Genomic DNA, 26,677 nt, shown 5'->3' with positions numbered 1-26,677 from the left:
GCTGTTTCCTTGGGGTTTTTAACCCTTGAGGTGGCGGATGGCGATATCAGCGCCTACATCCCACCTCGGCAGATTAGCGATCTGTAATTTGACCGCCCCCAGGGGCGGTCGCATCTTCCATCAGCGAAGCTCTCTCAGAAGGCCAGCAGGGGCGAATTTCGTGGCAGCGACGGACCTTCAGCAGCCGACACAAGGCCTGGATCAAAATCTTGATCCGGATCTGGATCGGCCAGAGGACCAGCCGGATTCTCCGGCGACGCGGTCCCGTGGCCCGGGAGGGCTCGGCCTGTCAGGCAAGCTGCTGCTGCTGACCGTCCCGCTGGTGATGATCGCGGCCGTGCTGCTTTATGTGCCCGCGATCGCCAACTTCTGGGTCAATCGCCTCAACGATCGCGTCGCCGCCGCCAATACCGCGGCGCTGGTGCTCGACGCGGCGCCGCTCGGCATGGTGCCGGATTCGCTGTCGCGGGAAATCCTCAAAAGCATCAATGCGCGCGCCGTCGCGATCAAGATGGGCCAGCAGCGCCGGCTGCTTGCCAGCGACAATCTGCCCTCGGCGATCGAGCATGACGTCGATTTGCGCGACATGACCGTGTGGGAGGCGATCACCGGTTCGTTCCAGATGATGTTGGAGACCGGCAACCAGCCGATCCGCATCGTTGGTCCCGGTGTCGGCAACGCTCAGTTCGTCGAGATCGTCACCGACGAGCAGCCGCTGCGGCAGTCGATGTACCGCTTCTCCCGCAACGTCGTGGTGGTCGCGCTGATCATCGGCGTGTTGACCGCGGGCCTCGTCTATCTCGCCCTGCATTATCTCTTCGTGCGGCCGATGCGGCGGCTGACCGCGAGCCTGGTCGGTTTCCACGAGAATCCGGAAAGCTCGGCGCGGATCATCGTGCCGAGCCAGCGCAGCGACGAGATCGGCGTCGCCGAGCGCGAATTGTCCGACATGCAGCGCGACCTGATGTCGATGCTGCATCAGAAGAGCCGGCTCGCCGCGCTCGGCCTTGCCGTCTCCAAGATCAACCATGATCTGCGCAATCTCTTGGCCTCGGCACAGCTGCTGTCGGATCAGCTCGCCAGCGTGCCAGATCCCAGGGTGCAGCGCTTCGCGCCGAAGCTGGTGCGTTCGCTCGAGCGCGCCATCGCCTTCTGCCAGTCGACGCTCTCCTACGGCCGCGCCCAGGAGGCCGCGCCCGACCGCCGCATGATGCTGATCGAGCCTGTCGTGCTCGAGGTGCGAGAGACCGCGGGCCTTGCCAATGACGTTTCGATCGCCTGGGTCTCCGCGATCGAGCGCGGCCTTTCGGTCGATGCCGATCCCGACCAGCTGTTCCGCGTGCTGCTCAACCTCGTGCGCAACGCCGCGCAGGCGCTGGAGAGCCATGCCTCCGGCGACGGCGGCCCGCAGCAGATCCGGATCACGGGCAAACGCGAGGGCGCAGTCGCCATCCTGGAGGTCTCAGACACCGGCCCCGGCGTGCCCCAGAAGACCCGGGAGCATCTGTTCGAGGCGTTCCAGACCTCCGGCCGCCCCGGCGGCAGTGGGCTGGGCCTCGCCATCGCCGCCGAGCTGGTCCGCGCCCATGGCGGCGACATCCATCTGGTCGAAGGCACCATCGGCGCCACCTTCAGGATCGTCATCCCCGACCGCCCCGTGGAACTCCTCTCCATCCGCAACGAGCGGCAGCGGGCGTAGGTCGGCCAGCGGCCCTAGTCGCTCGTGATTCCGGGGCGGCGCTGCGCGCCGAACCCGGAATCCAGAGGTCTTGGCGCGAGATTCCGGGTTCTCGCGTCGCGAGCCCCGGAATGACGGTGGGGAGGCTGTCATCCCCCTGCAAAAATCTCCCCATCCCGGACCTTGCCAACGCCGGCAAGAGCGGTTAGTCAGAGCGCTCTTTCGCACCCCTTCCGGCGCTGTCCGGAGGCTGCGTGCGGGCTTAGGCTCGCACGTCCTGCGAAAAACGCGCCCGTAGCTCAGCTGGATAGAGCATCAGACTACGAATCTGAGGGTCGGACGTTCGAATCGTTCCGGGCGCGCCATTTCGCAATTTTCGCTTCCGACTACATACTGGATTGATGCCGTATCTCTGAGCAGGCGCGGGTTCGGCTTGTCACCCCGACGCCACAGGCAGCGAAATAAGCCGTGTCTCAACCGCGTAACGCTGTCGCAGCAATTGATCTTCCCCACGCGCTGCGATTGCATGGTTTCAATTTGAGATCAGGGGATTTCATGGGGCGGGGTTTGTTATCGCGGCTCACCGCGAATTCGCTCTCCCGGATGTCGTTGCCAACGACCGCCGCGGCGGATCGCGAATTAAGTGCACTGTCACCGTAATTCCGTAATTCCGTAATTCGAAGTGTTGAAGGCGAACGCGAGAAAGCTGCTGGGCCTATGACGAAGGAGAAGGTTTCGCGCAATCTCTTGATTGCGCGGCAAGTCGTGGCCGTTGCGACGGCCTTCTTTCTGCCGCTCTCCACCTCCGGCGAGGCGATCGCCGCATCGACCTTCATGGTGCTCGCGATCGCAACCCTCGACCTCCAGCGCTTCACCGCAACGGCACGTAGCCCGGCCGCATGGCTTCCGGCCGCGCTGTTCGCGTTGATCCTCATTGGCGTGACCTGGTCGAGCGAACCCCTCCCCGTCGCATTCAAATGGGTTGGCCCTTACGTCAAGCTGCTGCTCATTCCGATCGTGATGGCGACCGCCTTCAGCCGCAAGGATGGCATTCAGATCGCCTTCGGGTTTCTCGCCGCCTGCACGATCCTGCTGATACTGTCATGGGCTTCGGTGATCTGGCCAAGCGGACCATGGGGGTGGTTCAAGATGCAGGGCGTACCGGTCAAGGACAACGCCGTGCAGAGCGGCGAATTCGCGCTGTGCGCCTTTGGTCTCGCCTATGCGGGCCTGCTGCTTTGGGGTGAAAATCGCACGCGCGCCATCCTGGCCTTGTCACTTGCCGCGTTGTTCTTCACCAACGTCATGATCATCTTCGTCTCCAAGACCGGCATCCTGATGGCCACCGCGCTGCTCGCGTTGCTGCTGCTGGAAACCCAGGGGTGGCGACGCGGCCTACTGTTCGCCGTTCCGGCGGCGCTCGTCATCGTGATCGCGCTTTCGTTCTCTCCCTCCGCCCAACTCCGGTTCAAGCAATTCCTCGCCGGCGCAGAGCCTTTGCACGAGGACCACGATAATTTCTCGACCGTGGCGCGGCTCTATTTCTGGAAGCAGTCGAGACAACTCATTGCGAGCGCGCCCGTTCTCGGCCACGGCACCGGCAGCATCGCGGGGCTGTACCGGAACCTCGACCAGTCGAAGACGTTTGGCGACATTCCGGACCCGCACAATCAGTTTCTGCACACCACGTTGCAAACCGGCCTCGTCGGAGGCGCCCTCCTCATCGCAATGTGGGTGGCGCATCTCGCGCTGTTCTGGGGAAGCGGTCCACTCCGGGCGATGGGATTGGCGATCGTCGTCCAGAACGTCCTGGGGTCTCTGTTCAACAGCCATCTTTCAACCGTGACGCAGGGCACGCTCTACTGCCTCGGTGTCGGCCTGGTCGGCGCGTTGATCCTGGGCGCGCGGCTGCCCGTCTCCCCCGCGAAGCACGCCACCGATGGCGTCGTCACGAAATCCATCGGTGCAGCCAGCGCTTGAGGTGACGCCTCGAGAATTTCTGAAGCGTGAACTGGATCCGCAGCCGGGCCTGGCTGTGATTCTTGCACGCGAGCGAGCTTCTGAAGGCACCGTTGAGGCTGCCCTGCTCGGCCAGCGGCGGTTCGGGCCAGAGAATCGTAATACCCATCGCGGGGTCGCCGCGATTGAAGGCAATGTCGATCGGCTCGTGCATTGGGTGCCGGGCGATCCAATCGAGACGCGCGGCAGCCTCTGGCGCGCCCAGGACGTAAGCCTCCATGTTGCGGACGCGATTGCCGGCATAGACGCTCTGGTCTGGTTTTAACTGTGCGGCGGGCGTGTAGAAATTGGTGGCCGCACCAAGGTGAAGAATGTGCGGCCGGGGCCAGCGTTCGGCCTCCGCCAACACCCTCCGAAGGCGCGCGATGAAATCGGGGACAAGCTGCGCATCATCTTCGAAGATCACAGCGAGATCGTGCTGCTGCGCACATATCCGCTGCATTGCGACAATGTGTTTTAGCGCGCAGGATTTCTGCCGGATCGAGAGCGGAGCTCCCTTCGCAAAATAGAGCGCGTCGACCGCGGGTGTGATCTCGTCGACCTCAAAGTCCAAAATCCATTCGAATGGGATTCCAACACGGTCGAGCTCGCGCCGAATATGTCCGGCGCGCTCGGGCAACGACTTCGAATGAACAACATACGCAGGCAGCATGGAAATCCGAAGCGGCCTAAGCTGAAATAATTCCAGGTTATCAAATGATCCAATAACGGATCAACCATCGTGTTCGACCCCGCTAGAACGTCCATGACCCCAGGCGGTGCCGAGTCACTGAGCTTGCGCTACCCGGCTACGGCAGATCATCGCGGAGATCTCGTCGATAGGACGGATCTGAATCTCAAAACCACATCATTCGGAAGGCTTTGCCCCGGCCAGGACGCTAGAATGTTCAGAATGGCTTTTTGCGCCATTGCATTGATTTTCGCGCCCACGGCCGAGCGCACGTTATTGCGGTGCTATTGTGCTGCCGCACGTCCGCTCCTGGGAATTCCAGCCTTGCTTCTGGCGTCGTGAGTCGGATTCCCGCCGCCGTCGCCTGCGAAAGGACAATGTCCCCCGCCCGGCAGGGTCTGTTAGACAGCGCGCTCACCAAGTAAGAAGCGGCCAGCAGGAAACAATCGGCGTTGACCGGAGGGTGCGTGCAACTGCTTCCCGAGGCAGGACGACCAGTCGCCCTTGCTGCGGCTTGATCACAAGAACAGGTTCGAGCTTGACTGAAGCGAGCCACGAGGTGGAGCGTCGTATGATGGGAGTGAAGGTCCGGAATGGTCTGCGGTCGCTCGGCGCCGTCGCGATCGTGACGATCGTGACCCTGGCCCTGCTCGAAATCGCTCTTCGCGTGGCCGATTTCCGCGAGTTGCGGGACGGCGTCAGCGAGCGCTCGCTGAGCTACCGATACGATGCCGAACTCGGTTGGATGCCGGTCCCCGGCCTGAGCGCGGACGTGACCAACGCCCGCACGGTCCACGTCAAGCACAACAGCCTCGGCCTGCGCGACGACGAGTTCGTGCTCGACGGCAAGCCGACCATCATGTTCCTCGGCGATTCCTTCGTGTGGGGCCTGGATGCCGAGGCGGACGAGCGGTTCACCGAGTTGCTGAAGCCACGCATCGCGAACGACAAGATTCTTGCCGCAGGCGTGTCCGGCTTCGGCACGGACCAGGAATATCTGCTGCTGCAGAAGCTATGGCCGAAGGTCAAGCCGGCAGTCGTCGTCCTGATCGTCTGCACAGGCAACGATCGCGACGACAACAGCACGAACATCGTCTACGAGGGCTACCAAAAGCCCTATTTCGTGACGACGGCGGACGGCTCGCTCGCATTGCGGGGGCAGCCGGTCCCCAAGTCCCGCCTGCAGGCCATCAAGGAGGATTGGTGGGTTCGCAATTCCTGGCTGGTCCGGCTTGCGAATGCCGTCTATCTGAAGTTTCGGCATCCGAAGATCACCGTGCCCGATCCGACGGATCGGCTGGTCGACATGATCCGCGACTATGTCGAATCGCACGGGGCCAAATTCCTCGTCGGCATGCAGACCACGGACGCTGACCTCGTCCATCATCTGGAAGCCGTGCACGTCCCGTTCGTGACCTTCGACGGGGCCGGGGCTTATCCGGGCCTGGGCATAGGCGGACACTGGACGCCGGAAGGACACAAACTCGTCGCCGAGCGGCTCTTGGGCCTGTTGCAGGCCAATCATGTGATCGAGCAGGCGCCGGCCGCCACGGGTTCGGCAGGGGCGCGTCCCTAAGCTACCTGCCTGCGCTAAGCCGCCAGGCCCCGCTTCTCATCCCCGACCAGATGGACCCGGTTGCGGCCGGCGGCCTTGGCGTCATAGAGCGCGATGTCGGCTTCGGCGAACAATTCGGCGATCGGCCGGCGGTGCGGGCGGCCGATCAGGGCTGCACCGATCGAGGCGCCGACTTCGAGGCGAAGGCCGTTCCAGAACAGCGGGCGGCTCAGCATCATGACGGTCTTCTGCAGCACGCGTGCGATCCGCGCAGGGTCGGTCGGCGCGCGCAGGACGATCGCGAATTCGTCGCCGCCGAGCCGGCCGACCAGGCCGGCATTGTGGAAGGCCCGCCGCAAACGCTGCGCGACCTCGCACAGGCATGCGTCTCCGGCCAGATGGCCGAATTTATCGTTGAGCTGCTTGAAGCCATCGAGGTCGATCAGCACCAGCGCTGAAGCGGATCCATGATTCAGGCTGTCATTGACCACCTCGCGATAGCGGGCCTGGAAAACGGAACGATTGGCGAGCCCGGTCAGCGGATCGGTTTCGGCTTGCTGCCGCAGGGTCTCGATCGCCAGCCGGTCGGAGGTGACGTCCTGTTTGCTGCCGAAGATCCGCACCGGCCGTCCGCCCTCTCGCACCGCATTGATCGAGAGCCGCATCCAGCGCTTTTCGCCGCGCCAGGTTCTGATCTCGGCATCGAGAGTCACAGGCGAGCCGCTCCGGATCACCTCGGCTCGGGCAAGCTCCATGTGGCGCCTGGATTCATCGATGTAGAGGTCAACGATGTCAGCGCGCCGCAACGGGTTGCTCTCGGGATAGCCGAAGATGTCGTAGACGCCCTGGGTCCAGCTCAGGCGCTCGGTCTCGAGCACGCACTCCCACGCTCCGATGCGCGCGGCGTTCAGGGCCTGATCGTAGAGTCGTACGCGAACCTCGTCCGGCAAGGTCGCATGGTCTTCTGTCATCGACGGTCCGGCAGCATGTCGCGATTTCGCCCAAGAGCTTAAAAGAGTGCTTAAAGGCTAGGGCTGGTGCGTTAACGAATTCTGTACGTCCAAGCGAGCAGGCGTAGGGAACCACAAGCGTTCGCCGGCCGGCGATGCTGGCTGCTTATGCCGGCCTCAAGCTCCGAATGCGGCGGCGAGGACCCGCAATTCGTCCCTGACGCGATCAAGCACGCTTTCATAGTCACGCGTCTCGATCTGACGGAACAGCCGCACGCTCGGATACCAGGGGCTGTCGGCGCGATCGAGCAGCCAGCGGTAGTCGGGCGTCCATGGCAACAGGATCCAGGTCGGACGCCCAAGGGCGCCGGCGAGATGGGCCACGCTGGTGTCGACGGTGATCACGAGATCAAGACAGCGGATCAAGGCGGCGGTCTCGGCGAAGTCGGTGAGGTCGGCGGTCAGATCGACAATGTCGTTCCTTTCGCGCAGCACCGCCGCATCGCTCGGGCGCGGCGCCTTTTGCAGGCTGACGAAGGTGGCGTCGACATCGAGGATGCGCGTCAGCGTTCGCAATGGAATCGAGCGCGTCTCATCATTCACGTGCGAGGGATCGCCGGACCAGACCAGGCCCACCCGGAGTCGCGTGCGAGGACCAAGTCTGCTGTCCCAGGCCCGAACGCGGCTGTCGGGAGGGGAGGGCAGATATGGTCCGGACGGGATCGTGTCGAGACGGGTCTTGAAGGCGAGCGGAAGACTGGAGATCGGGCAGTGCAGATCGAAATCAGGCAGCGTGCCCATCGCCGACATCGGCACACAGACGGATGCGCCGTCGAGATCAGACATCAGCCGATGCAGCGGGTCCTGGACGGCCAGGAGAACGCGCGCACCGCGCGCGGCAAGCAGGGGGATGTAGCGGGCGAAGTGAATCGTGTCGCCCAACCCCTCGTCCGCAGCGATCAGGATCGTCCTGCCTTCAACGCTCTCGCCACCAAGCCACATCGGTTGCGGAAACCGGGGATATTTTGACGACGGCAGTTTCGACCGCGTCTGGTGCCCAAGCCAACCGGCTTCGAAATTGCCGGTCAGAAGCTGGGCCAGGGACACATTCCACGCGGTCACCTCGTTGCTCAGCCCGAGCGACGCCATGCGATCGGACAATGCGAACAGCTCGTCAAAACGATGGAGGTGAAAAAGCGCGACCAGTCTGTTGTCGAAGGCATCGGCAAAGCGCGGCTGAAGAGCGATGGCCTTTTCGAACCAGGCCAGCGCCTCTTCGTTGCGGCGAAGCCGCCTCAGCGCAAGACCGAGATTGTTGCAGATGTCGGCATTGCCAGGGTCGAGCCGGTGCGCCCGCGCGCCTTCGGTTGCGGATTCCTCGTACCGCTTCAGGCCGTAGAGAACCCACGCGCGCGTCCGCAGCGTGGGAGCATGGTCAGGGAACCGCCTGTCGCTCTCATCAAGGCGCGCAAGTGCCTCCTCGATGCGTCCGAGCTTATGCAGGAGAATCCCGCTCTTGTAGAGCGCGTCGTGATGATGGGGATTGAGCTTGAGCGCCTGCTGAAAGCTCGGCAGGGCTTGATCGAGCCGCGCCAGCTGAATCAGGATATCGCCGCGCTGGCACCACAAGCCGGAATCATCCCGCCGAAGTTGGATCGCCTTGTCCAGGACATTGAGCGCCTCGTCACAGCGTCCATGCTGCTGCAGCACGGTTGCGAAGCTCGCGAGATATTCCGGCTTGGGTGCGCGCCGGATCGCGCGGACGATCCATTCCAGGGCGTCGTTGTATTGCCGGGCCTCAAGATGCAGCAGCCCCATGAGATGCTGGGCGTCGGTGTGCTCCGCATCGATTCCGAGGGCCTTTTGGTAGCAGGCTTTCGCGTCGAGATGGCGCCCTGCCTGGAAATGCGCAAGGCCCGCTTCGCAGAAGGCGGCGGCTGTGCTCATCGCTGCTGATCCCGTTCATGGTGAGCATCCACCTCAGGGGCGGCAACGGTCCGTCCATTTCAGCAAGGGGAGCTTGCGCGGGGCTTGCGGCCTATCCGGTCAGCGCTGACTGCCTCACGTCGAATAAACTTCGGCACGACGGGCGCTCTTTGTCGGAGATCAAGGAGGCCCGCAAATGACCCGGTAGTTTGTGTCCCGACAAAGAGCTGTTGCCTGCCATGGTCTACGGTGAGGCCAGCTCAACAGCCATGGCAACAATGCGGACGCATTGCGCCTCTGCGAGGGTTGGAGATCGTCATGCTCGAGAAATTCGGAACCGTTGCCGTGATCCTCGCGGCCGCCCTCACATTCGTCGGATCTGCACCTACGCTGGCCGATCATTCCGACATCGTCGTCAGCCAGGCCTGGAGCCGGGCCACCCCGAAGGGGGCAAAGGTCGCAGGCGGTTATCTCACCATCGAGAATCGCGGCACTTCGCCGGACCGGCTGCTCTCAGCCTCCAGTCCGGCCGCTGCCAAAGTCGAAGTCCATCAGATGACGATGCAGGACGGCATCATGACGATGCGCCCGCTCGAGGAGGGGCTGGCGATTCCGCCGGATGGCATCGTCACCCTTGCGCCGGGTGGCAACCACATCATGTTCGTCGGACTGACGGCGCCGCTCGAGGAGGGCCAGCGCATCCCGGTGTCACTGAACTTCCAGCGTGCAGGCACGATCGAAGCGACCTTTGACGTCGGTAGCGTCGGCGCCAAAGGCCCTCGGCTCCAGATCGCCTCGACCGAAGCCGCGTCACCGGCAGCACCTCCGGCGCTGAAGGCGAATGCGACCTCAGCCACCAACGAACCGTTCTTTACGCATCTCTGCGGCACCCGCGTGATGGCCGACATAACTGTTACGCCTGGCCACAGCGGACCGGTTGAAGTGCTGGTTCAGCTCTATGATGGCGAAGAACGGCCGCTGAATGTCGATGCGCTTTCGGTGACGCTGGCCAATCCCGATAAGGGCATCCCGCCCGCGACTGCATCGGCGACACGGGTTGCCGCCGACAAATGGCGCGTCAGCATGATGACCGCGGCCAGCGGAAAATGGTCGCTTGCGCTTGGCATCGACATGACGAAGGACGACCGCATCAACATCGCTGCGCCGATCCTGATCGAGTAACCCCTACGCTGGGATCAATTCACGATGCCTGCTTCTCTCTCTGTTCCCAAGTTCGATATTCCCAAGTTCGATAGTCCCAAGTCCGATAGTCCCAAGTCCGATCCGGTGCCGCGGCCTGCTTCACCGCTGACCGCGTTCGTCTATCCCCAGAACAGCTATCCTGCATCGGTGTTCGAGGCGCTCGTGGCCGCCTGTCGAGGGCGCGGCCTCATGCTTGCCGGTGTGCTGCAGCACGTCGTTGACGCCACGCCGGAGCGGCGCTGCGATGTGGTGCTTGAGGACCTCGCAACCGGACGCCGGACGCCGATCTTCGAAGATCGCGGCGCTGGCGCTGCCGGTTGTCGGCTCGATGAGGGAGCTCTCGCTGAGGTCGCGGTGAACATCGCAAAAAGCCTTGAAACGTTGCCTGACGTCCTCGTCCTCAACAAGTTCGGCAAGGCCGAGTGCGATGGAGGAGGGCTGCTCGAGCTGATTGCCTCGGCCATCGAGCGGAACATCGTCGTGGTGATCGGCGTGCCCCAGGGCAATCTGCAGGCGTGGCGCAGCTTCGCCGGCGGTCTCGGAACAGAGCTGCGGGCCGATACCGGCGAGGTCGAACGATGGGCGCAAAGCGTGGCCCGTCTTAGCCGTTGAGATCGGGAAGAGGCGCGCTGCCGGCAGCGAGCATCTGACCTGCCGTCGCTTTCTTCCGCCGCCTCAACCCGTCCAGGATCAGGTACATCGCCGGCGTCGAGTACAGCGTGAAGAGCTGCGCGACGACGAGCCCGCCCATGATGGTGATGCCGAGCGGCTGGCGGATCTCGAAGCCGGGGCCGGTGCCGAGGGCGATCGGGGCAGCGCTGAGGAAAGCGGCCAGCATCGTCATGGTGATGGGCCGGGCCCGCAGCCGTGCGGCGAGCAGGATGGCCTGCCTGGCATCGAGGCCGCGGTGCCGCTCGGCATCGAGCGCGTAGTCGACCATCATGATGGCGTTCTTCATCACCATGCCGACCAGCAGGATGCAGGCAATGGTGGTCACCAGCGTGAACTGTGTTCCGGTCGCCCACAGCGCGACCAGCGCCCCGAAGGCGGTCGGCGGCAAGGTCGACAGAATCGTCAGCGGATGGACGTAGCTCTCGTAGAGCATGCCGAGCGCGAGGTAGATCGCGACCAGGGCCGCCGCGAACAGCGCCGCCTGCTTGACGATCGATTTGTCCGCCTCCTTGGCCTCGCCGCGGAACTCCGCCTTGATGTCGTCGGGCAGCTTGGCTGTGGCCTCCTCCTTGCGGATCGAGGCGATGGCGTCGCCGATCGACGTACCGGGCTTGATGTCGAAAAAGATCGTCGCGGCCGGAAACTGGGCGCTGTGACGGGCCCACATCGCGGCGTGCGCGCGCTGCGGCCGGGTCAGGGCCGTCAGCGGCACCGCTTTGCCGCTGGCACTCGGCACATAGATCTGGCTGATGGAATCGGGGCCGGTTGCCGCCTGCGGCTCGACCTCGAAGATCACGCGCGAATAATTGGTCGGGAAAAACAACAGATTGACCTGTCGCTGGCCGAAGGCGTCATTGAGCGTGTTGTCGATCGCAACCGGCGTGACGCCGAGCATCGCGGCGCGAATGCGGTCGATCGTCAGCCCGGCCTGCAAGCCGCCGGTTTCCCAGCTCGGGATGATGTCGATGATTTGAGGAATGCCGCGGACACGGCGGATCATGTTTTCTGCGGCGCGTATCACCTCGTTTTCGTCGATGCCCCACAGCGTATATTGATAACGCGAGCCGCTGGCCTGAACGCCGAGATTGAGATCCTGCAGCGGCACGAAGAAGACCCTGACGCCGTCGATTTGGTTCATGCGCTCGCGCAACCGGGCGATCACCTGCTGGATCGACAGCTTGCGCACATCGGGCGGCTTGAGCGCGACCAGCATCTGCCCGATGCTGAGCGCGTTGCCGTTGCCCTCGCCGATGAAGGACGTCAGGCCTGATATCGCGGGATCCTGCAGGATCGCCTCGCCGACGGCGCGCTGTCGGTCCTCCATGGACAGGAACGAGATGTTGGAAGGGGCCACGGTCCGCACGAACATCACGCCGGTGTCCTGGGTCGGCATGAAACCTTTCGGCAGTTTCAGATAGAGCCAGACGCTGGCCCCGGTCAGGGCGGTGATGACAAGGACGGTGAGAATACGATGACGTAGCGTCCAGTCGAGGCTGCGCGCATAGAAGGTGCGTCGCGCTGGGATCGCATCGGGATTGTGCAGCCGCTGCCGGCCACGATCGAGCAGATGACCGCACATCATCGGTGTCAGTGTCAGCGAGATCACCGCCGAGGACACGATGGCGGCCACCAGCGTCACGCCGAACTCGCGGAAATAGCGCCCGACCACGTCAGGCATGAACAGGATCGGGATCAGCGCCGCGATCAAGGCGACGGTGATGGCGACGACCGTGAACACCATCTGCCTGGTACCGTTGATGGCGGCCTGCAGCGCCGGCTCGCCCTCGGACATGCGGCGGATGATGTTCTCGATCATGACGATGGCGTCGTCGACGACGAAGCCGGCGGCGATGGTCAGGGCCATCAGCGACAGATTGTCCAGGCTGAATCCGCACAGGCTCATCACGAACAAGGTCGCGGCGAGCGAGACCGGAATGGTCACGCTCGGGATCACGGTCGCCCAGAAGCGCCTCAGGAATAGCGCGATGACCAGCACGACCAGCGCCGAGGCGACCACGAGCGTGAGCTTGACGTCGTTCACGGCGGCCCGGATCAGCGTGGTGCGGTCATAGACCGTGTGCAGCTTGATCCCGGGCGGCAGCCAGAGCTGGATTTCCGGCAGCTCGGCCTTGATCGCATCGACGGTCTCGACGATGTTGGCGTCCGACTGCTTGTAGACGAACAGGACGATGCCGCGCTCGGTGCCATACCAACCAGCGAGGCGGTTGTTGATGACGCTGTCGGTCACGGCTGCGACGTCGCCGAGCCGAACAGGGGCGCCGTTGCGCCAGGCCAGCACGATGTCCCGATAGTCGGAGGCCTGAAGCAACTGGTCGTTGGCCTCGATGGTCAGGCGCTGGCCGTCGACCGAGACCGCGCCCTTCGGCAGGTTCTGCGATGCGTTGAGGACGGCGACGCGCGCCGCCTCCAGCGACAGGTTCATGGCCGCGAGCCGGGTCGGCGACACCTGGATGCGGACCGCGCTTCGCTCGGCGCCGCTGACGACGATCCGGGCCACGCCCGGCAGTTGCGACAGCTTTGGCGAGATCACGCCGTCGGCGAGGCTGTAGACCTCGCCTGATGTGAACACGTCGCTCGTCAATGCGAGCGCCACGACCGCGGCGCCTGCGGGGTTCGCCTTCCAATAGGTCGGCGGCCACGGGCCCTTCGGCAGGTTCGGGCCCGCCGCGTTGATGGCGGCCTGGACTGCGCCGGCGGCGGCGTCGAGATCGACCGAGAGTTCGAACTGCACGGTGATGCTGGTGCCGCCCATGGCGCTGAACGAGGTGATTTCGTTGACTCCGGGGATCAGCGCGAGCGTTGTCTCGAGCGGCTGCGACAGCGCGTTCGCAACCGTTGCCGGGCTTGCTCCGGGAAACGGTGCGTAGATCCCGATCGTGGGCCGCTCGACCGCCGGCACCGAAGCGATCGGCAGGCGGAAATAAGCGACGCAACCGAGCAGAAACACGCCGATCATCAGCAGCGTCGTCGCCACCGGCCGCAGCACGAATTGTGCGGTGATGCTCACGGCGTCGGCCGCTCCGCCTGCGGCAGCGCCGCCGAATCACCGGCGGGTGCGGATCGCCATCCGAACCGGGTGCGCAGCGAAGCGAACGCCAGATAGACCACCGGGGTCGTATAGAGCGTGAGCACCTGGGAGACGATCAGTCCGCCCACGATGGAAATGCCGAGCGGCTGGCGCAATTCGGAGCCGGTGCCCGAGCCGATCGCGAGCGGCAGCGCGCCGAACAGCGCCGCCATCGTCGTCATCATGATCGGGCGGAAGCGCAGGATGCAGGCCTGCCTGATGGCGTCGAACGAGGATGCGCCGTCCTCACGCTCGGCTGCGAGCGCGAAGTCCACCATCATGATGGCGTTCTTCTTGACGATGCCGATCAGGAGGATGATGCCGATCAGCGAGATCAGGTTGAGATCCTGCCGGTACAGCATCAAGGCCAGCAACGCGCCGATGCCGGCCGACGGCAAGGTCGACAGGATCGTGATCGGGTGGATGTAGCTCTCATAGAGCATGCCGAGGATCAGATAGACGGTCACGATCGCGGCCAGCAGCAGCCATTTCTCGTCGCTGAGCGAATTGGCGAACTCGGCGGCGGTTCCGATCAGCTTGGTCGTGACCGCGTCCGGCAGTCCGATCTCTCGTTCGGTCCGGCGCAGTGCCGCCGTCGCCTGGCTCAGCGACACGCCGTCGGCCAGATTGAACGAAATCGTCGTGGCCGGAAACAGGCCCTGATGCGAGATCAGCAGCGGGGCGTGCTGCCGCTCGATCCGCGCGAAGGCCGACAGCGGCACCGGCGCGGACGCCTTGCTGAAGGCGGCGCTGAAGCCGCCGGTCTGCTGATCGATCGTGCTGGCCTGGGCCGCGGCCGCAGTCAGATAGATCTTGCCGAGGATATCAGGATCGTTGCGCAGCGCCGGGTCGACCTCGATGATCACGTGGTACTGCGTCAGCGGTCCGAATACCGTCGCGATCTGGCGCTGGCCGAATGCGTCATACAGCGTCTGGTCGATCGTGTTCAGGCTGACGCCGTAGCTCGCCGCCAGCGGGCGGTCGATGGTGACGGACATCTGCAGGCCTTCGTCCTGGCGGTCGTCGGCGACGTCGGCGAGCTCCGGCCGCTTGCGTAAGCCATCGACCAGCCGGCGGCTCCAGAGCCGAAGCTCGTCCTCGTCGAGATCCTGCAGCGCATATTGGTATTGCGTGCGCGAGACACGCGTTTCGATCTGCAGATCCTGCGCCGGCTGCAGATGCAGCGTGATGCCATGAACGCCCTCGACCGCATGTTGCAGCCGCGCCATCACCGCTGCCGCCGACGATTTCCGCGCGTCGGGGCTGCCGATGTCGATATAGAGCCGGCCGCTGTTCAAGGTGGTGTTGACCGAGCCGATGCCGACGAAACTGCCGACGGTGACGACATCGCCATCGCGCGCGATCACGGCCGCCAGCTGCTGCTGCCGCTCGGCCATCGCCGCAAAGGAGATATCCTGGGCCGCGTCCGTGGTGCCGATCAAGAGACCCGTGTCCTGCAGGGGCAGGAATCCCTTCGGGATCGCGACATAAAGCATTCCGGTGGCGATCAGCGTGAGCACGGTGAAGACCAGCGTGAGGTTGCGATGCTTCAGCACCCAGTCGAGCCCCCACAGATAGAAGCCTGCGGAGGCGTCGAAGCCGCGCTCGCTGATACGGTACAGCAAGCCGTGCGGCGCATTGGGATCCTCGTGCCGCAACAGCTGCGCGCACATCATCGGCGTCAGTGTCAGCGAAACGAGGCCTGAGATGACGACGGCAAAGGACAGCGTGATGGCGAATTCCCGGAACAGCCGGCCGACCACGCCACCCATCAGCAGCAGCGGGATGAACACGGCGATCAGCGACACCGTCAGCGACACGATGGTGAAGCCGATCTGCCGCGCGCCCTTCAGGGCTGCTTGAAGCGGATCCTCGCCGTCCTCGACATAGCGTGCGATGTTCTCGATCATCACGATGGCGTCGTCGACGACGAAGCCTGAAGCAATCGTCAGCGCCATCAGCGAAAGATTGTCGAGGCTGAAGCCGCACAGCGCCATGACGCCGAAGGTCGCGATCAGCGACACCGGCAGCGTGACGCTCGGAATCACCGTCGCCCACAGCTTGCGCAGGAAGATGAAGATCACCAGCACCACCAGCGCCACCGTCAGCACCAGTGTGAACTGCACGTCGTGGATCGCGGCGCGGATCGTCGTGGTGCGGTCGCTGACCACGGAAATCTTCAGCGCCGCGGGGAGAGAGTCCTGCAGCTTCGGCAAAATGCTCTTGATGGCGTCCACGACCTCGATGGTGTTGGCGCCGGGCTGCCGCTGGATGTCCAGCAGCACGGCGCGCTCGCCTTGGAACCAGGCCGCCTGCTCGGAATCCTCGACGCTGTCGATGGCGGTGCCGACATCGCGCAGCAGCACCGGCGCGCCATTGCGATAGGCGATCACCGCGTCCTGATAGGCCTCCGCGGTGAATAGCTGGTCATTGGTGTCGACGTGAAATGCCTGCCTCGGACCATCGAGCGAGCCCTTCGGATTGTCGGCGGTGGTGGCGGCGATGCCGCGGCGGACGTCGTCGAGCGAGAGGCCGAGCCCGGCCAGCCGCGTCGGGTTCATTTGCAGCCGCACCGCCCGGGTCTGCCCGCCCTCGATGCTGACGGCGCCGACGCCAGGGATCTGCGACAGTTTCGGCACCAGAATGGTCGCAGCGTGATCGTTGGCCTCGTGCAGCGGCATCGTCTTCGAGGTCAGCGCCAGGATCAGCACCGGCGTATCGGCCGGATTGACCATGCGATAGGTCGGCGGGCTCGGCAGCTGCTCGACCGGTATCCACCCTGCGGCCGCATTGATCCGCGCCTGCACGTCCTGCGCGGCCGCATCGATCTTGCGCGAGAGGTCGAACTGCAGCGTGATCTGGCTGTTGCCGTACGAGCTGGTCGAGCTCATGTCGGTCAGCCCCGAAATCGTGCCGAAATAATGCTCCAGCGGCGCGGTGATCGAGGTTGCGACGACGGTTGCCGAAGCGCCCGGATAGCGCGTCACCACCTGGATGGTGGGAAAGTCGACATTCGGCAGCGGTGCGATCGGGAGTTCACGATAGCCGAGCATGCCCAGCAGCACGACCGCGACGATCATCAGCGTCGTTGCGATCGGCCGGAGGATGAAGGGCGCGGACATGGCGGGCCTCAGTCAACGCGGGACTCGGAGCGCGGCTGAGTGGTGGACTGCGCCTTGGCGGTCGGCGTCTGGCCCTCGATGGTGATGCGGGCGCCATTCTCGAGCCGGTAATAGCCGTCGGTGACGACGCGCTCGCCCTTGGCGAGGCCCTTGTCGATCAGCGCGCGTCCGTCAAAAATCTGCCCGACCGTGACGGGGCGGAACGCGGCCGTATCGTCCGCCTTCGCGACCCAGACGAAATCCCCGCGCGGCCCGTGCCGCACGGCGATGGCCGGCGCGGTGATCGCGTTCTTGCGCGTGTCCACCGTGATCCGCCCGTTGGCAAAATTGCCCGGCCAGAGTTTCAGCGCCTTGTTGGGAAAGCTCGCCTTCAGCTTGATCGTGCCGCTGGCCTGGTCGACCTGGTTGTCGACCAGCGTGATCGTGCCCTTGTCGAGCTCGGTCGAATTGTCGGCGGTGAGCGCGACCACTGGCGCCTCGGCCTGGCCGAGGCTGAGCCGGGTCTGGCCGACCGCGACCGCCGCGAGCGTGTAGATCACCGAGATCGGCTGCAATTGCGTCACGGTGACGATGGTCGTCGGCGACACCGCGCGCACGTAATTGCCCTGGTCGACCAGGCGGATGCCGAGCCGACCGCCGATCGGCGCGCGGATGTTGGTGAAGCCGAGCTGCGTGCGCGCATATTCGATCTGGGCGTCGTCGTTGCGGATCTGCGCCTTGTATTGCTCGACCAGTGCATGCTGCTGGTCCACGATCTGCCGCGAGATCGCGGCGGTCTTGATCAGCGCGTCATAGCGCTCCATGTCGATCTGGGCGCCATCGAGCAGCGCCTGGTCCTTCTGCCTGACCGCGATCTGCTGATCGAACTGGGCCTGGAACGGGCGCGGATCGATCACCGCGAGGATGTCGCCCTGCTTGACGTCCTGTCCTTCCTGGAAAAGGATCTGGACGATCTCGCCGTCGACTCGGCTCTGCACGTTGACGGTGTTGGAAGCCTGGATGGTGCCGATGCCGGTCAGGTAGATCGGCACGTCCTCCGCCTTCGCGGCGGCGACCTTCACGGCGACCGGCGGCCGCGGTGGAGGCATCCCGGCGGGACCTTGCTCGGCTTCCGCCGCCTGCATGAAGGGCAGCGCGAACGGGAGCTTGAGGCTCTTGATATCATCTCTGAAATGATAGGCCGCATAGCCTGCCGGCAGCACGACCAGCGCGCCGATGAGGAGTTTTGCTGCGCGTTTCACGTTCAAACCCACCACCTGAGCTGATCGCCGACGCCAGGCCTGACGTGCCCGGGGCGGGATCTCCCTAGCACGAAGCAACCTGAAGTTGCTATCGGCAGGATCCATGTGCTACCATCAGTAACATTAGCACGCGTAGCATATCGAGATCAACGGCGCTGGCGTCGATGAACGGTTGGTTGGCGGATGGACTGGGGGCGCGGGCGCTAGACGACTTCGACGGTCGCCGCCTCGAATTGAGTGCCGGCTCCGCGATGGCGGGCGAGCACCTCGTCTGACAACTCCGACACCTGATTTTGCGCGGTGCTGTCGAGCATCGCGCGGACGCGCTGGCTCGAAGCCGCCAGCACCGCCGGATCGAGCTTGCCGGCGTCGACGCCGTTGATGATCGATTGGGCGAGGAAGCGGGCGCGTTCGGTGTCGGTGAGGTGCGAGCAGATCATCAGCATGTCGTTGCCGGCGGCCATGAAGCGGGCGCCGGAGTCCGGCGCGTCGAGCCGGCCCGCCATCGCGCGCATGCCGACGTCGTCGGACACGATCACGCCGTCGAACTTCATCGCCTCGCGCAACAGCCCGTGCGTGATCGTGCGCGACAGCGTCACGGGATCGTTGGGATCGAGCTTCCGGTACAGGATGTGCGACGTCATCATCATCCCGATGCCGCCGGCGATCGCCGCGGCAAACGGCTTGAGCTCGCGCGCCTTGATCTGCTCGAGATCGAGATCGAGCACCGGCAATTCGTGATGCGAATCCACCTGCGTGTCGCCATGGCCGGGAAAATGCTTGCCACAGGCCCGCACGCCCTGGCGCTCCATCGCCCTGGCGAACGGCAGCATCGCCTTGATGACATCGTCGGCCGTGCGGCCGAGGGCGCGCTCGCCGATCACGGGGTTGGCGGGGTTGCTGTGAATGTCCAGCACCGGCGCGAAATTGAGGTTGCAGCCGAGCGACGCAAGCTCGGCGCCCATGGCGTCGCCGACCTGCTCCGCGGTGCCGGCCCATCGCGCCGCGTAGGAAAAGCGCGTGATCGGGGCTGGCGTGCGGCAGACGCGTCCGCCTTCGTGATCGATCGCGATGAACTGCTTGTCGCGCTGCGAGGCATCGCGGATCGCATCGATCAGATCCCGGTGGACCGAGAGCCAGTCCCGGTAAGGCAGGTCGTGGCGGAAATTGCTCTTGTAGAGGATGACGCCGGCGGGCCGGAGATCGCGCAGCAGCGCGCGGTCGCGGTCATCGAGGACGCTGGTCGGCTTCAAGCCAATGAAGAAATGGTCGCCAACCGTTGCAAGAAGGGAATCGCTCATCTGCCGGGACCGCCACAGATTGTCAGGGTTGATTGAGATGGAGCCGGACGCAACGCGAACTCTCAGCTCCTGCGCGAGCCAGCGCGCGGCTCGCATCGTGGCAATGTATTTCAAATTTCCTTAACAAAATCAATATTCAAATCGCTGGTCGACGCCTGGCGCCGACCAGCCGTAATGGTGATTGCCGTCGCCTAAGCCGCAGCCAGCTGCGGCTGCACCGGCCGCCGGCCGATCATCAGCGACAGCACGGCCGCGACGATGCCGGTTGCGCCGGCGATCATGAAGGCCTGCAGATAATCGCCCTGCGACGAGCGCATGAAGCCGGCGAAGAACGCGGCGCAGGCCGCGCCGAGTTGATGGCCGGCGACCACCCAGCCGAAGATCAGCGGCGCGTTCTTGTCGCCGAAGGCTTCGTTGGCGATGCGCACGGTCGGCGGCACGGTCGCGATCCAGTCGAGGCCGTAGAACACGGCGAACACGGAGAGGCTGACGAAGGAGAAATCCGAGTAGGGCAGGTAGATCAGCGACAGCCCGCGCAGGCCGTAATAGAAGAACAAGAGCTTGCGCGGATCGAAGCGATCGGTGAGCCAGCCCGACAGCGTGGTGCCGAACAGGTCGAAGAAGCCCATCAGCGCCAGAAGGCTTGCGGCCTGCACCTCGAAGATGCCGTGATCGCCGCAGAACGCGATCAGATGGGTGCCGACAAGGCCGTTGGTGGTGAAGCCGCAGATGAAGAAGGTCGCGAACAGGAACCAGAAGGTCTGCGTCTTCGCGGCGCGGATGAGGTTGCCGATTGCCGCGACGAACGGATTGCCTTGCACCGGCGCGGCGGGTTGATCCTCATGCGTGCTGCCATAGGAGCGCAGGCCGATCGCAGAGGGGCGCTCCGGCACCAGAAAATACACCAGCGGGATCAGGGCCGCGCAGCATGCGGCCACCGTCAGCACGACGGGCTTCCAGCCGCCATATTCGACCAGCGATGCCAGGCCCGGCATGAAGATCAGCGTGCCGGTCGCGGTGCTCGCCGTCAAAAGTCCCATGACGAGGCCGCGATTGGTGGTGAACCAGCGATTGACGATGGTCGCGCCGAGCACGTTGGCGACCGCGCCCGAGCCGATGCCGGAGAGCAGTCCCCAGCTCATGAACAGTTGCCATGGCGCGGTCATGAAATAGCTGATGGCCGTCGAGACCGACATCAGCATGAGCGCGCCGAGCACGGTTCGGCGGATGCCGAAGCGCTGCATCACGGCCGCGGCGAAGGGACCGGCGAGGCCGTAGAGGAAGATGCCGACGGCGGCCGACGACGAGATCACGCTGACGTCCCAGCCGAAGGCTTTCTGCAGCGGCAGCATCAGCACGCCCGGCGTCGCGCGCAGGCCGGCCGAGGCCAGCAGCGCCAGGAAGATCACGGCAATGACGACGAAGGCGTAGTTTGGGCCGAACGGCCGCCGGGAGATGGCGGAGGATTGAAGGGAGGCAGGTTGAACGGGGGATGAGGGCATGTTACTTACCGGTACGTATTGGGCTGCGGTATTAGTACGTACCGGTCAGTAACATTGTCAAGCCTGTCTTGGAGGCTTCGGAGCCAGATGACGAAAAAAGCCGAAAAGCCCACCGAGGCGCCGCTCCGCGCCGCCGACCGCATCCGCGCCTCCGCCAGCGAGCTGTTCTACCGCGAGGGCATCCGCGCCGTCGGCGTCGACGAGGTCGTGGACCGCGCCGGCGTCACCAAGCCGAGCCTCTATCGCAGCTTCGCCTCCAAGGACGATCTCGCCGCCGCCTATTTGCGCGACTACGATCTGAACTTCTGGGAGAATTTCGAGCGGCCCGGCGGCAAGGCCTACGGCAATGCGCGCGATCATGTGCTCGCTTATATCGGTCAGCTTGCCTCCCGCGCGGTCGCCAGGGGCTATCGCGGCTGCGGCCTCAGCAACGCCGCGGTGGAGTATCCCTCGCGGGACAATCCGGCCCGGCAAGTCGCCGAAGCGCACAAGAAGGTGTTCCGCAAGCGCCTGCGCGAGCTCGCCGCCCAAATGGGCGCGCGCCAGCCGAACGTGCTGGGTGATGCGCTTCTCCTCCTGATCGAAGGCATCTACGTCACCGGCCAGCAATCCGAAGACGGCCCCGCGCAGTCGGCGCTCGCGGCCGCGAAGCTGCTGATCGATGCGAGCGTGAAGGCGGGGTGAGCGGGCTTCGCGATCTCATGTGAGAAGATCGTGGCGCGAAGCGCGCCTGCGGCAATGTCGAAGGATGGCGCAATTGCCCTGGTGATTGGCGCGAAGGCCTCACGCGCGTCAACTCGGCTTGATGGACTGGATCAGGTGCCGCAGGAACCTCCAGTTTTTCCCGACGTTAGATCGGCGGCTCGCACCAGCGGCCGGCTTCGCGAGATGAAGAACTTTGCCAACGCAGAATTTTCCCCGGAGGTGATCGATCTCATGACCATCGCCCTGGAAGCTGCGGTCGCGACCCTGCCGGAGCCCGTGCATTCCTCGCACGTCAATGCGCTCGCCGAATCCATCCTGCGCACCGCAGGCGCGGGCGAACGCGACATCCTGAACCTGCAAAGGATTGCCTTGATGGAACTGCAACTGGCAACGCGCAACTGAAGAGGTCGACATGAACACTTCTGCTGCCATCGTCGTTGCGCTGGCGATCACATCGTCCGCCGCCCGGGCCGACGACTGGACCACCTATCGCATTCCCCAGTCCGGAACGTCGGTCGAGATTCCCACCTCGATCTTTACCGAGCAGGCCGGCAAGCCCGACGGATTTGGCCAGCAATTTCGCACATCCGACGGTGCCGCCGACCTCACCGTGCAGGCCGTTCCCCGCCAGCCCGGAATTTCGCCCGCCGCATTCCTCGCCACGAAGCAGCCACCGTCGGGGATCGTCTACAAGCGGATCGCACCGGACTTCTTCGTCGTCTCCAGCATCAAGCGCGACAAGATCTGGTACGACCGCTGCAACTTCAAGAGCCGTTACGTGCATTGCGTGCTGATCAATTATCCCGCGGCCGAGAAGCGGCAATGGGACGGCGTCGTCACGCGCATCAGTCACAGCCTGGATGGCGGCTGACCGAGCTGAGCAAAAAGGGCTGCCCGATCAAATCGACGCGGAAGATCATCCATTCGATCTTCGAGCCCTACGCGGCGGCTCCTCATCGCCACCCCAGCGCCGGCGCCACATGCTTCAGGATCGCCTCGAGCGCATGCGCGCAATAGTCGACGCCGAGCTGATTCGGAATCGTCAGCAGCAGCGTGTCGGCCGCGGCGATTGCCTCGTCCTGTCTGAGTTGCTCGATCAGCGCGTCAGGCTCGGCGGCGTAGGAGCGGCCGAAGATCGCCCGCGTCTGTGGGTCGATGAAGCCGATCTGGTCCTCGCCGCCGCGCTCGCGGCCGAAATAGGCGCGGTCGCGATCGTCCATCAGCGCGAAGATGCTGCGGCTGACGGAGACACGGGGCTCTCTGGTGTGGCCGGCCTCTTTCCATGCCGCGCGATAGGCGCGGATCTGCGCGGCCTGCTGCACGTGAAAGGCTTCGCCTGTTTCGTCGTTCTTCAGAGTCGAGCTCTGCAGATTCATGCCGAGCTTTGCGGCCCACACCGCGGTGGCGTTCGAGCCGGCGCCCCACCAGATCCGTTCGCGCAGGCCGGCCGAATGCGGCTCCAGGCGCAACAGCCCCGGCGGGTTCGGAAACATCGGCTGCGGATTGGGCTCGGCGAACCCTTGGCCGCGCAGCAGGTCGAGAAAGACTTCCGCGTGGCGGCGGCCCATGTCGGCATCGCTCTGGCCCTCGGCCGGGCGATAACCGAAGTAGCGCCAGCCGTCGATCACCTGCTCGGGCGAGCCGCGGCTGATGCCGAGCTGCAGCCGCCCGCCGGCGATCAGATCGGCGCTTCCTGCGTCCTCCACCATGTAGAGCGGGTTCTCGTAGCGCATGTCGATCACGGCCGTGCCGATCTCGATCGTGCTGGTCCTGGCGCCGACGGCCGCGAGCAGCGGGAAGGGCGAGGCAAGCTGCCGCGCGAAATGGTGCACGCGATAATAGGCGCCATCGGCGCCGAGCTGTTCGGCAGCAACGGCAAGCTCGATCGATTGCAGCAGCGTGTCTGCCGCCGAGCGCGTCTGCGATTGCGGCGAGGGTGTCCAATGTCCGAAGGACAGGAATCCGATCTTTTTCATGAGCGTCATTTAATGCCGGAAGAAGCGGCGTCAACCGCTAGCGGGTTGGGTATGCGGTGACGGTAGCACAAAGTGCCCGGCGCGCTCGACCAGGAGATCCAGGAAGCTGCGTGCACGCAGCGACATCCACTGCGTCTCGGGATAGACCGCGTGCAATGGCAGCGCGGCGATGCTGTAGTCCGGCAGCACATGCTCGAGCTCGCCGCTGCGAAGACCCTCCGCGGCATTCCATTCGGGCAAAATGGCGATGCCAAGATGGTGCATCGTCGCCTCCTGCATCGCATCGGCGTCGTCGACGTGAATGGGGCCGTTGATCGATGCGACGTGACGGCCGTGCTCGGATTCGAACGCCCATTGCTGCGCCGGTGACATCCTGGAATAGACGATGCACTGGTGCGAGCTGAGATCGTCGGGCGTTCGCGGCAGCGGCCGGCCATGCAGATAGGTCGGCGTCGCGACCAGATAGCGCTGCACGGTGCCGAGCCGGCGCGCGATCAATGTACTGGCCTCCAGATTTCCGATCCGCAACGCCAGCTCGATGCCCTCTTCCACCAGGTTCACGAGCCGCTCGCTGAAGCGGATATCGACCCGCACCTCCGGATAATTCCGCACATATTCGGCGATGACAGGCATCATGTAGCGCCGCCCGAACGACGACGGCACGCCGATCCGCAAGCTCCCGGTGGGGCGGGGCGCTGCGTGCTCGACACTCGATCGCGCCATGTCGAAGCTGTCGAGAATCTGACGTGCGAGATCGTAGATGCGGTGCGCCTCGGCGGTCGGCTTCAGCGTACGTGTCGTGCGCGAAAACAGCTGCGTGCCGAACTCGCTCTCCAGCATCGCGATGCGCTTGCTGATCGCGGGCTGACCGATGCCGAGCTCCTTGGCCGCGGCCGAGAAGCTGCCCCCCTCGAGGGTGCGAACGAAGGCGCGCAGGCAATCGATCCGGTCCATAATTCATTCCAGTCTGGAATAAATTATATCCCATCTATTCCGTAGCGGGCAATACGGCGGATCGCTAGGCTTCCTCAAAACAAGCAATCACAGGGGAGGGATCAACATGGGACGCCATATCGGAATCGTCGGCGCCGGCATCGCCGGCCTGCATCTCGCGCTGTATCTGCAAAAGCACGGCGTGGATGCGACGATAATCACGGACCGCCCGCCGGAGGAGTATCGCGACCTCAGGCTGCTCAACACCGTCGCCCATCACCACGTCACGATCGCACGCGAGGACTATCTCGGCGTCAATCACTGGACCGACCCGAAGGACCATTATTACTACCACGACCACGTCTTCAACTTCCCGCAGCCGCTCAGCTTCCGCGGCGACTTCTCGAAAGCGAGCCGCGCCGTCGATTACAGGCTCTATCTTCCTGCCCTGATGCAGGACTTCATGAAGCGCGGCGGCAAGATCGAGTACAACAGGATCGAGGAGCGCGACATCGCTCCGCTGGTCGCGCGCTTCGACCTGCTCGTCGTCTCCACAGGCAAGGGGCCGCTCGGCCAGCTCTTCACCTATCGTCCCGAGCACTCGCCCTATCAGCAGCCGCAGCGGCGCCTCTGCGTCGGGCTCTACACCGGCGTGCGGCAGCCCGATCCCATGAACGTCACGCTCTCGGTGTCGCCGGGCCATGGCGAGATGATCGTGATCCCGACCGTCACCTTCGGCGGCATCGCCAACGCGCTGTTGATGGAGAACGTGCCCGGCGGCGACATGGAGGAGCTGGCGACGCTCAGCTACGAGGACAATCCAAAGCACTTCCTGCAGGTGCTCCTGGGCAAGCTGGAGAAGCATCATCCCACCACCTACGATCGCATCGACACCCTCAGGTTCGATCTGGCGCAGCCGCAGGATCTCTTGCAAGGCGGCGTGGTCCCGACCGTGCGCAACACGATGGTCGAGTTCGACGACGGCAAATGCGCGATCGCGCTCGGCGACGTCCACGCCATCGTCGACCCCATGATGGGGCAGGGCGCCAATGTCGCCTCCTACGCGGCCTTCGTGCTCGGCGAGGAGATCGTCAACGCCGACGCGCTCGATGCGCGCCTCTGCGAGAAGATCGATTTGAAGCGGCAGGACCGCGTGCTGGCGGCCTCGCGCTGGACCAATGTGATGCTGCAACCGCCGACGGAAGCGCTCGGCATGCTGATCGGCGCGATGAGCCAGAACCCGGCGCTCGCCAACGAGTTCACCGAGAATTTCAACTATCCGGACCGGCAGTGGGACCGCATCTCGACGCCGCAGCGCATCCGGGCCTGGATCGAACGCATGTCGGCGCCGTCAGAGCCCGTCAGGGCGATCGCGTGAGCGAAGAGTAAGATGCAGCGCGCCAATCCCGCATCGTTCCGCGAAGCCGCATCACGCTTCGCGACCGGCGTCGCGGTGCTGACCGCGCTCGACGAGCACGGCAGCGTTTGCGGCATGACCGCGAACAGTTTTGTCACCGTCAGCCTGTCGCCGCCGACCGTGCTGGTCTCCGTCATGCCGGGCCGCATGCACCGCGCGATCTCCGCCACCGGCCGCTATTGCGTCAACGTCCTGCCCGACCACGGCCGCGACCTGTCGCGGCATTTCGCCAGCCAGCCGAACACCGGCGCTGCTCCGGATTACGACATCGTCGATGGCCTGCCGCGCCTGCAGGGATGCATCGCCTGGTTCGCCTGCGAGGTCACCCGCCTCGTCGACGTCAGCGACCACACCCTGATCATCGCCGAAGTCTCGGCCTGCGACCATCGCGACACCACGCCACTGGTGTTCTTTTCCAGCCGGTATCATCGCGGGGCGGGGGTGCCGGTGGAGAGATGAGGCCGCGGGCAATCGCAAATGAGCGATCTACGCACGATCAATCTCCTACCTCAGGTATTCTGGTTTCCTTCCATGGATTTTTTGCGCGCTTGAGCTTCTTTGCGAGACCTGCACCCCTCTTAAGCCTTTTAAGAAGGTGCTCCACCAAATCCTCCCGCTCTGATTTCCTCTCGAGCGAGTAATGCTTGATGGTGATTTCCAGGCGATCGCGTTTGGGATGGTATTCATGTTGAATGGATGGCCTTTTCGACATTGTTGAC

20 protein-coding genes and 1 tRNA gene are annotated in these 26,677 nt (G+C 64.3%); 11 read left to right on the top strand and 10 right to left on the bottom strand.

From position 1 onward, the window contains the following. The first annotated feature begins 160 nt into the window (after positions 1-160). From L6637_RS19190 to L6637_RS19180, 3 genes are all read left to right on the top strand, one after another. Positions 161-1,699 (top strand): sensor histidine kinase, encoded by a 1,539-nt coding sequence (locus L6637_RS19190; protein ID WP_377802985.1) that lies wholly within the window; start codon positions 161-163, stop codon positions 1,697-1,699. A 267-nt stretch (positions 1,700-1,966) separates the two neighbouring features. Then, a tRNA-Arg gene (locus tag L6637_RS19185) sits at positions 1,967-2,043 on the top strand. 352 nt (positions 2,044-2,395) lie between these two features. Then, the gene (locus L6637_RS19180; RefSeq protein ID WP_237859743.1) at positions 2,396-3,658 is read left to right on the top strand and encodes an O-antigen ligase family protein; all 1,263 of its coding nucleotides are present in this window, start codon (positions 2,396-2,398) and stop codon (positions 3,656-3,658) included. Here the strand turns inward: L6637_RS19180 and L6637_RS19175 are convergent. Further along, positions 3,627-4,349: a glycosyltransferase family 25 protein gene (locus tag L6637_RS19175; RefSeq protein WP_237859741.1), complete on the bottom strand. Its 723-nt coding sequence runs from the start codon at positions 4,347-4,349 to the stop codon at positions 3,627-3,629. The two genes, L6637_RS19180 and L6637_RS19175, sit on opposite strands and share 32 nt — an antisense overlap. Positions 4,350-4,938: 589 nt before the next feature. Between L6637_RS19175 and L6637_RS19170 the strand changes: the two genes are divergently transcribed. Next, the gene (locus tag L6637_RS19170) at positions 4,939-5,943 is read left to right on the top strand and encodes an SGNH/GDSL hydrolase family protein (RefSeq protein ID WP_237859738.1); all 1,005 of its coding nucleotides are present in this window, start codon (positions 4,939-4,941) and stop codon (positions 5,941-5,943) included. Positions 5,944-5,957: 14 nt separating this feature from the next. Here L6637_RS19170 and L6637_RS19165 read toward each other — a convergent pair whose 3' ends face one another. Continuing rightward, positions 5,958-6,893, bottom strand: coding sequence for a sensor domain-containing diguanylate cyclase (locus L6637_RS19165; RefSeq protein WP_237859736.1), 936 nt, complete (start codon positions 6,891-6,893; stop codon positions 5,958-5,960). 156 nt (positions 6,894-7,049) lie between these two features. Continuing rightward, positions 7,050-8,819 (bottom strand): tetratricopeptide repeat protein, encoded by a 1,770-nt coding sequence (locus L6637_RS19160; protein ID WP_237859734.1) that lies wholly within the window; start codon positions 8,817-8,819, stop codon positions 7,050-7,052. A gap of 297 nt (positions 8,820-9,116) precedes the next feature. On the opposite strand from L6637_RS19160, the gene L6637_RS19155 reads away from it, so the two are divergent. Together L6637_RS19155 and L6637_RS19150 are read left to right on the top strand one after the other, a co-directional pair. After that, the gene (locus L6637_RS19155) at positions 9,117-9,980 is read left to right on the top strand and encodes a copper chaperone PCu(A)C (protein ID WP_237859731.1); all 864 of its coding nucleotides are present in this window, start codon (positions 9,117-9,119) and stop codon (positions 9,978-9,980) included. Positions 9,981-10,004: 24 nt separating this feature from the next. Beyond that, positions 10,005-10,613 (top strand): DUF2478 domain-containing protein, encoded by a 609-nt coding sequence (locus tag L6637_RS19150; protein ID WP_237859728.1) that lies wholly within the window; start codon positions 10,005-10,007, stop codon positions 10,611-10,613. On the opposite strand, the gene L6637_RS19145 is transcribed toward L6637_RS19150, so the two are convergent. From L6637_RS19145 to L6637_RS19125, 5 genes are all read right to left on the bottom strand, one after another. After that, the gene (locus L6637_RS19145) at positions 10,603-13,701 is read right to left on the bottom strand and encodes an efflux RND transporter permease subunit (protein WP_237859726.1); all 3,099 of its coding nucleotides are present in this window, start codon (positions 13,699-13,701) and stop codon (positions 10,603-10,605) included. The genes L6637_RS19150 and L6637_RS19145 overlap by 11 nt on opposite strands. Continuing rightward, positions 13,698-16,883, bottom strand: a complete 3,186-nt coding sequence (locus tag L6637_RS19140; RefSeq protein ID WP_237859724.1) for an efflux RND transporter permease subunit — start codon at positions 16,881-16,883, stop codon at positions 13,698-13,700. Before L6637_RS19140 ends, L6637_RS19145 begins: the two co-directional genes overlap by 4 nt. Positions 16,884-16,891: 8 nt before the next feature. Further along, positions 16,892-18,124, bottom strand: coding sequence for an efflux RND transporter periplasmic adaptor subunit (locus tag L6637_RS19135; protein WP_237861286.1), 1,233 nt, complete (start codon positions 18,122-18,124; stop codon positions 16,892-16,894). A gap of 203 nt (positions 18,125-18,327) precedes the next feature. After that, positions 18,328-19,425, bottom strand: coding sequence for a glycoside hydrolase family 3 N-terminal domain-containing protein (locus L6637_RS19130; protein ID WP_237859722.1), 1,098 nt, complete (start codon positions 19,423-19,425; stop codon positions 18,328-18,330). A gap of 191 nt (positions 19,426-19,616) precedes the next feature. Next, a complete protein-coding gene (locus L6637_RS19125) occupies positions 19,617-20,927 on the bottom strand; it encodes an MFS transporter (protein WP_237859720.1) in 1,311 nt (436 codons plus the stop codon). A gap of 87 nt (positions 20,928-21,014) precedes the next feature. Between L6637_RS19125 and L6637_RS19120 the strand changes: the two genes are divergently transcribed. The 3 genes from L6637_RS19120 (at position 21,015) to L6637_RS19110 (ending at position 22,503) form a co-directional block, all read left to right on the top strand. Beyond that, positions 21,015-21,611, top strand: coding sequence for a TetR/AcrR family transcriptional regulator (locus L6637_RS19120; RefSeq protein WP_237859718.1), 597 nt, complete (start codon positions 21,015-21,017; stop codon positions 21,609-21,611). Positions 21,612-21,815: 204 nt separating this feature from the next. Next, on the top strand, positions 21,816-22,034 hold the full coding sequence (locus L6637_RS19115) for a hypothetical protein (protein WP_237861285.1): 219 nt from the start codon (positions 21,816-21,818) through the stop codon (positions 22,032-22,034). A 10-nt stretch (positions 22,035-22,044) separates the two neighbouring features. Further along, entirely contained in the window at positions 22,045-22,503 is a 459-nt protein-coding gene (locus tag L6637_RS19110) for a hypothetical protein (RefSeq protein WP_237859716.1), read from the top strand. Between the two features lie 82 nt (positions 22,504-22,585). On the opposite strand, the gene L6637_RS19105 is transcribed toward L6637_RS19110, so the two are convergent. Continuing rightward, on the bottom strand, positions 22,586-23,608 hold the full coding sequence (locus L6637_RS19105; RefSeq protein WP_237859714.1) for an LLM class flavin-dependent oxidoreductase: 1,023 nt from the start codon (positions 23,606-23,608) through the stop codon (positions 22,586-22,588). 30 nt (positions 23,609-23,638) lie between these two features. Then, positions 23,639-24,562 (bottom strand): LysR family transcriptional regulator, encoded by a 924-nt coding sequence (locus L6637_RS19100; RefSeq protein WP_237859711.1) that lies wholly within the window; start codon positions 24,560-24,562, stop codon positions 23,639-23,641. Between the two features lie 106 nt (positions 24,563-24,668). Here L6637_RS19100 and styA point away from each other — a divergent pair, with 106 nt between their 5' ends. Further along, on the top strand, positions 24,669-25,919 hold the full coding sequence (styA, locus tag L6637_RS19095) for a styrene monooxygenase subunit StyA (RefSeq protein WP_237859710.1): 1,251 nt from the start codon (positions 24,669-24,671) through the stop codon (positions 25,917-25,919). A gap of 12 nt (positions 25,920-25,931) precedes the next feature. Beyond that, positions 25,932-26,417 (top strand): styrene monooxygenase NADH-dependent flavin reductase subunit StyB, encoded by a 486-nt coding sequence (gene styB, locus L6637_RS19090; RefSeq protein ID WP_237859708.1) that lies wholly within the window; start codon positions 25,932-25,934, stop codon positions 26,415-26,417. Positions 26,418-26,677: the final 260 nt, after the last annotated feature.

It is taken from the genome of Bradyrhizobium zhengyangense (genome assembly GCF_022012435.1).
GTDB lineage: Bacteria > Pseudomonadota > Alphaproteobacteria > Rhizobiales > Xanthobacteraceae > Bradyrhizobium > Bradyrhizobium zhengyangense.
The sequence above is the reverse complement of the archived record's forward strand: the minus strand, read 5'-3'. Positions and strand labels throughout refer to the sequence as shown.

Excerpts from the sequence above, each read along its gene's own strand:
- L6637_RS19180 (WP_237859743.1), top strand. The coding sequence starts at position 2,396 with ATGACGAAGGAGAAGGTTTCGCGCAATCTCTTGATTGCGCGGCAAGTC.
- L6637_RS19175 (WP_237859741.1), bottom strand. The coding sequence starts at position 4,349 with ATGCTGCCTGCGTATGTTGTTCATTCGAAGTCGTTGCCCGAGCGCGCC.
- L6637_RS19170 (WP_237859738.1), top strand. The coding sequence starts at position 4,939 with ATGATGGGAGTGAAGGTCCGGAATGGTCTGCGGTCGCTCGGCGCCGTC.
- L6637_RS19165 (WP_237859736.1), bottom strand. The coding sequence starts at position 6,893 with ATGACAGAAGACCATGCGACCTTGCCGGACGAGGTTCGCGTACGACTC.
- L6637_RS19160 (WP_237859734.1), bottom strand. The coding sequence starts at position 8,819 with ATGAGCACAGCCGCCGCCTTCTGCGAAGCGGGCCTTGCGCATTTCCAG.
- L6637_RS19155 (WP_237859731.1), top strand. The coding sequence starts at position 9,117 with ATGCTCGAGAAATTCGGAACCGTTGCCGTGATCCTCGCGGCCGCCCTC.
- L6637_RS19150 (WP_237859728.1), top strand. The coding sequence starts at position 10,005 with ATGCCTGCTTCTCTCTCTGTTCCCAAGTTCGATATTCCCAAGTTCGAT.
- L6637_RS19140 (WP_237859724.1), bottom strand. The coding sequence starts at position 16,883 with ATGTCCGCGCCCTTCATCCTCCGGCCGATCGCAACGACGCTGATGATC.
- L6637_RS19130 (WP_237859722.1), bottom strand. The coding sequence starts at position 19,425 with ATGAGCGATTCCCTTCTTGCAACGGTTGGCGACCATTTCTTCATTGGC.
- L6637_RS19125 (WP_237859720.1), bottom strand. The coding sequence starts at position 20,927 with ATGCCCTCATCCCCCGTTCAACCTGCCTCCCTTCAATCCTCCGCCATC.
- L6637_RS19120 (WP_237859718.1), top strand. The coding sequence starts at position 21,015 with ATGACGAAAAAAGCCGAAAAGCCCACCGAGGCGCCGCTCCGCGCCGCC.
- L6637_RS19115 (WP_237861285.1), top strand. The coding sequence starts at position 21,816 with ATGAAGAACTTTGCCAACGCAGAATTTTCCCCGGAGGTGATCGATCTC.
- L6637_RS19110 (WP_237859716.1), top strand. The coding sequence starts at position 22,045 with ATGAACACTTCTGCTGCCATCGTCGTTGCGCTGGCGATCACATCGTCC.
- L6637_RS19105 (WP_237859714.1), bottom strand. The coding sequence starts at position 23,608 with ATGAAAAAGATCGGATTCCTGTCCTTCGGACATTGGACACCCTCGCCG.
- L6637_RS19100 (WP_237859711.1), bottom strand. The coding sequence starts at position 24,562 with ATGGACCGGATCGATTGCCTGCGCGCCTTCGTTCGCACCCTCGAGGGG.
- styA (WP_237859710.1), top strand. The coding sequence starts at position 24,669 with ATGGGACGCCATATCGGAATCGTCGGCGCCGGCATCGCCGGCCTGCAT.
- styB (WP_237859708.1), top strand. The coding sequence starts at position 25,932 with ATGCAGCGCGCCAATCCCGCATCGTTCCGCGAAGCCGCATCACGCTTC.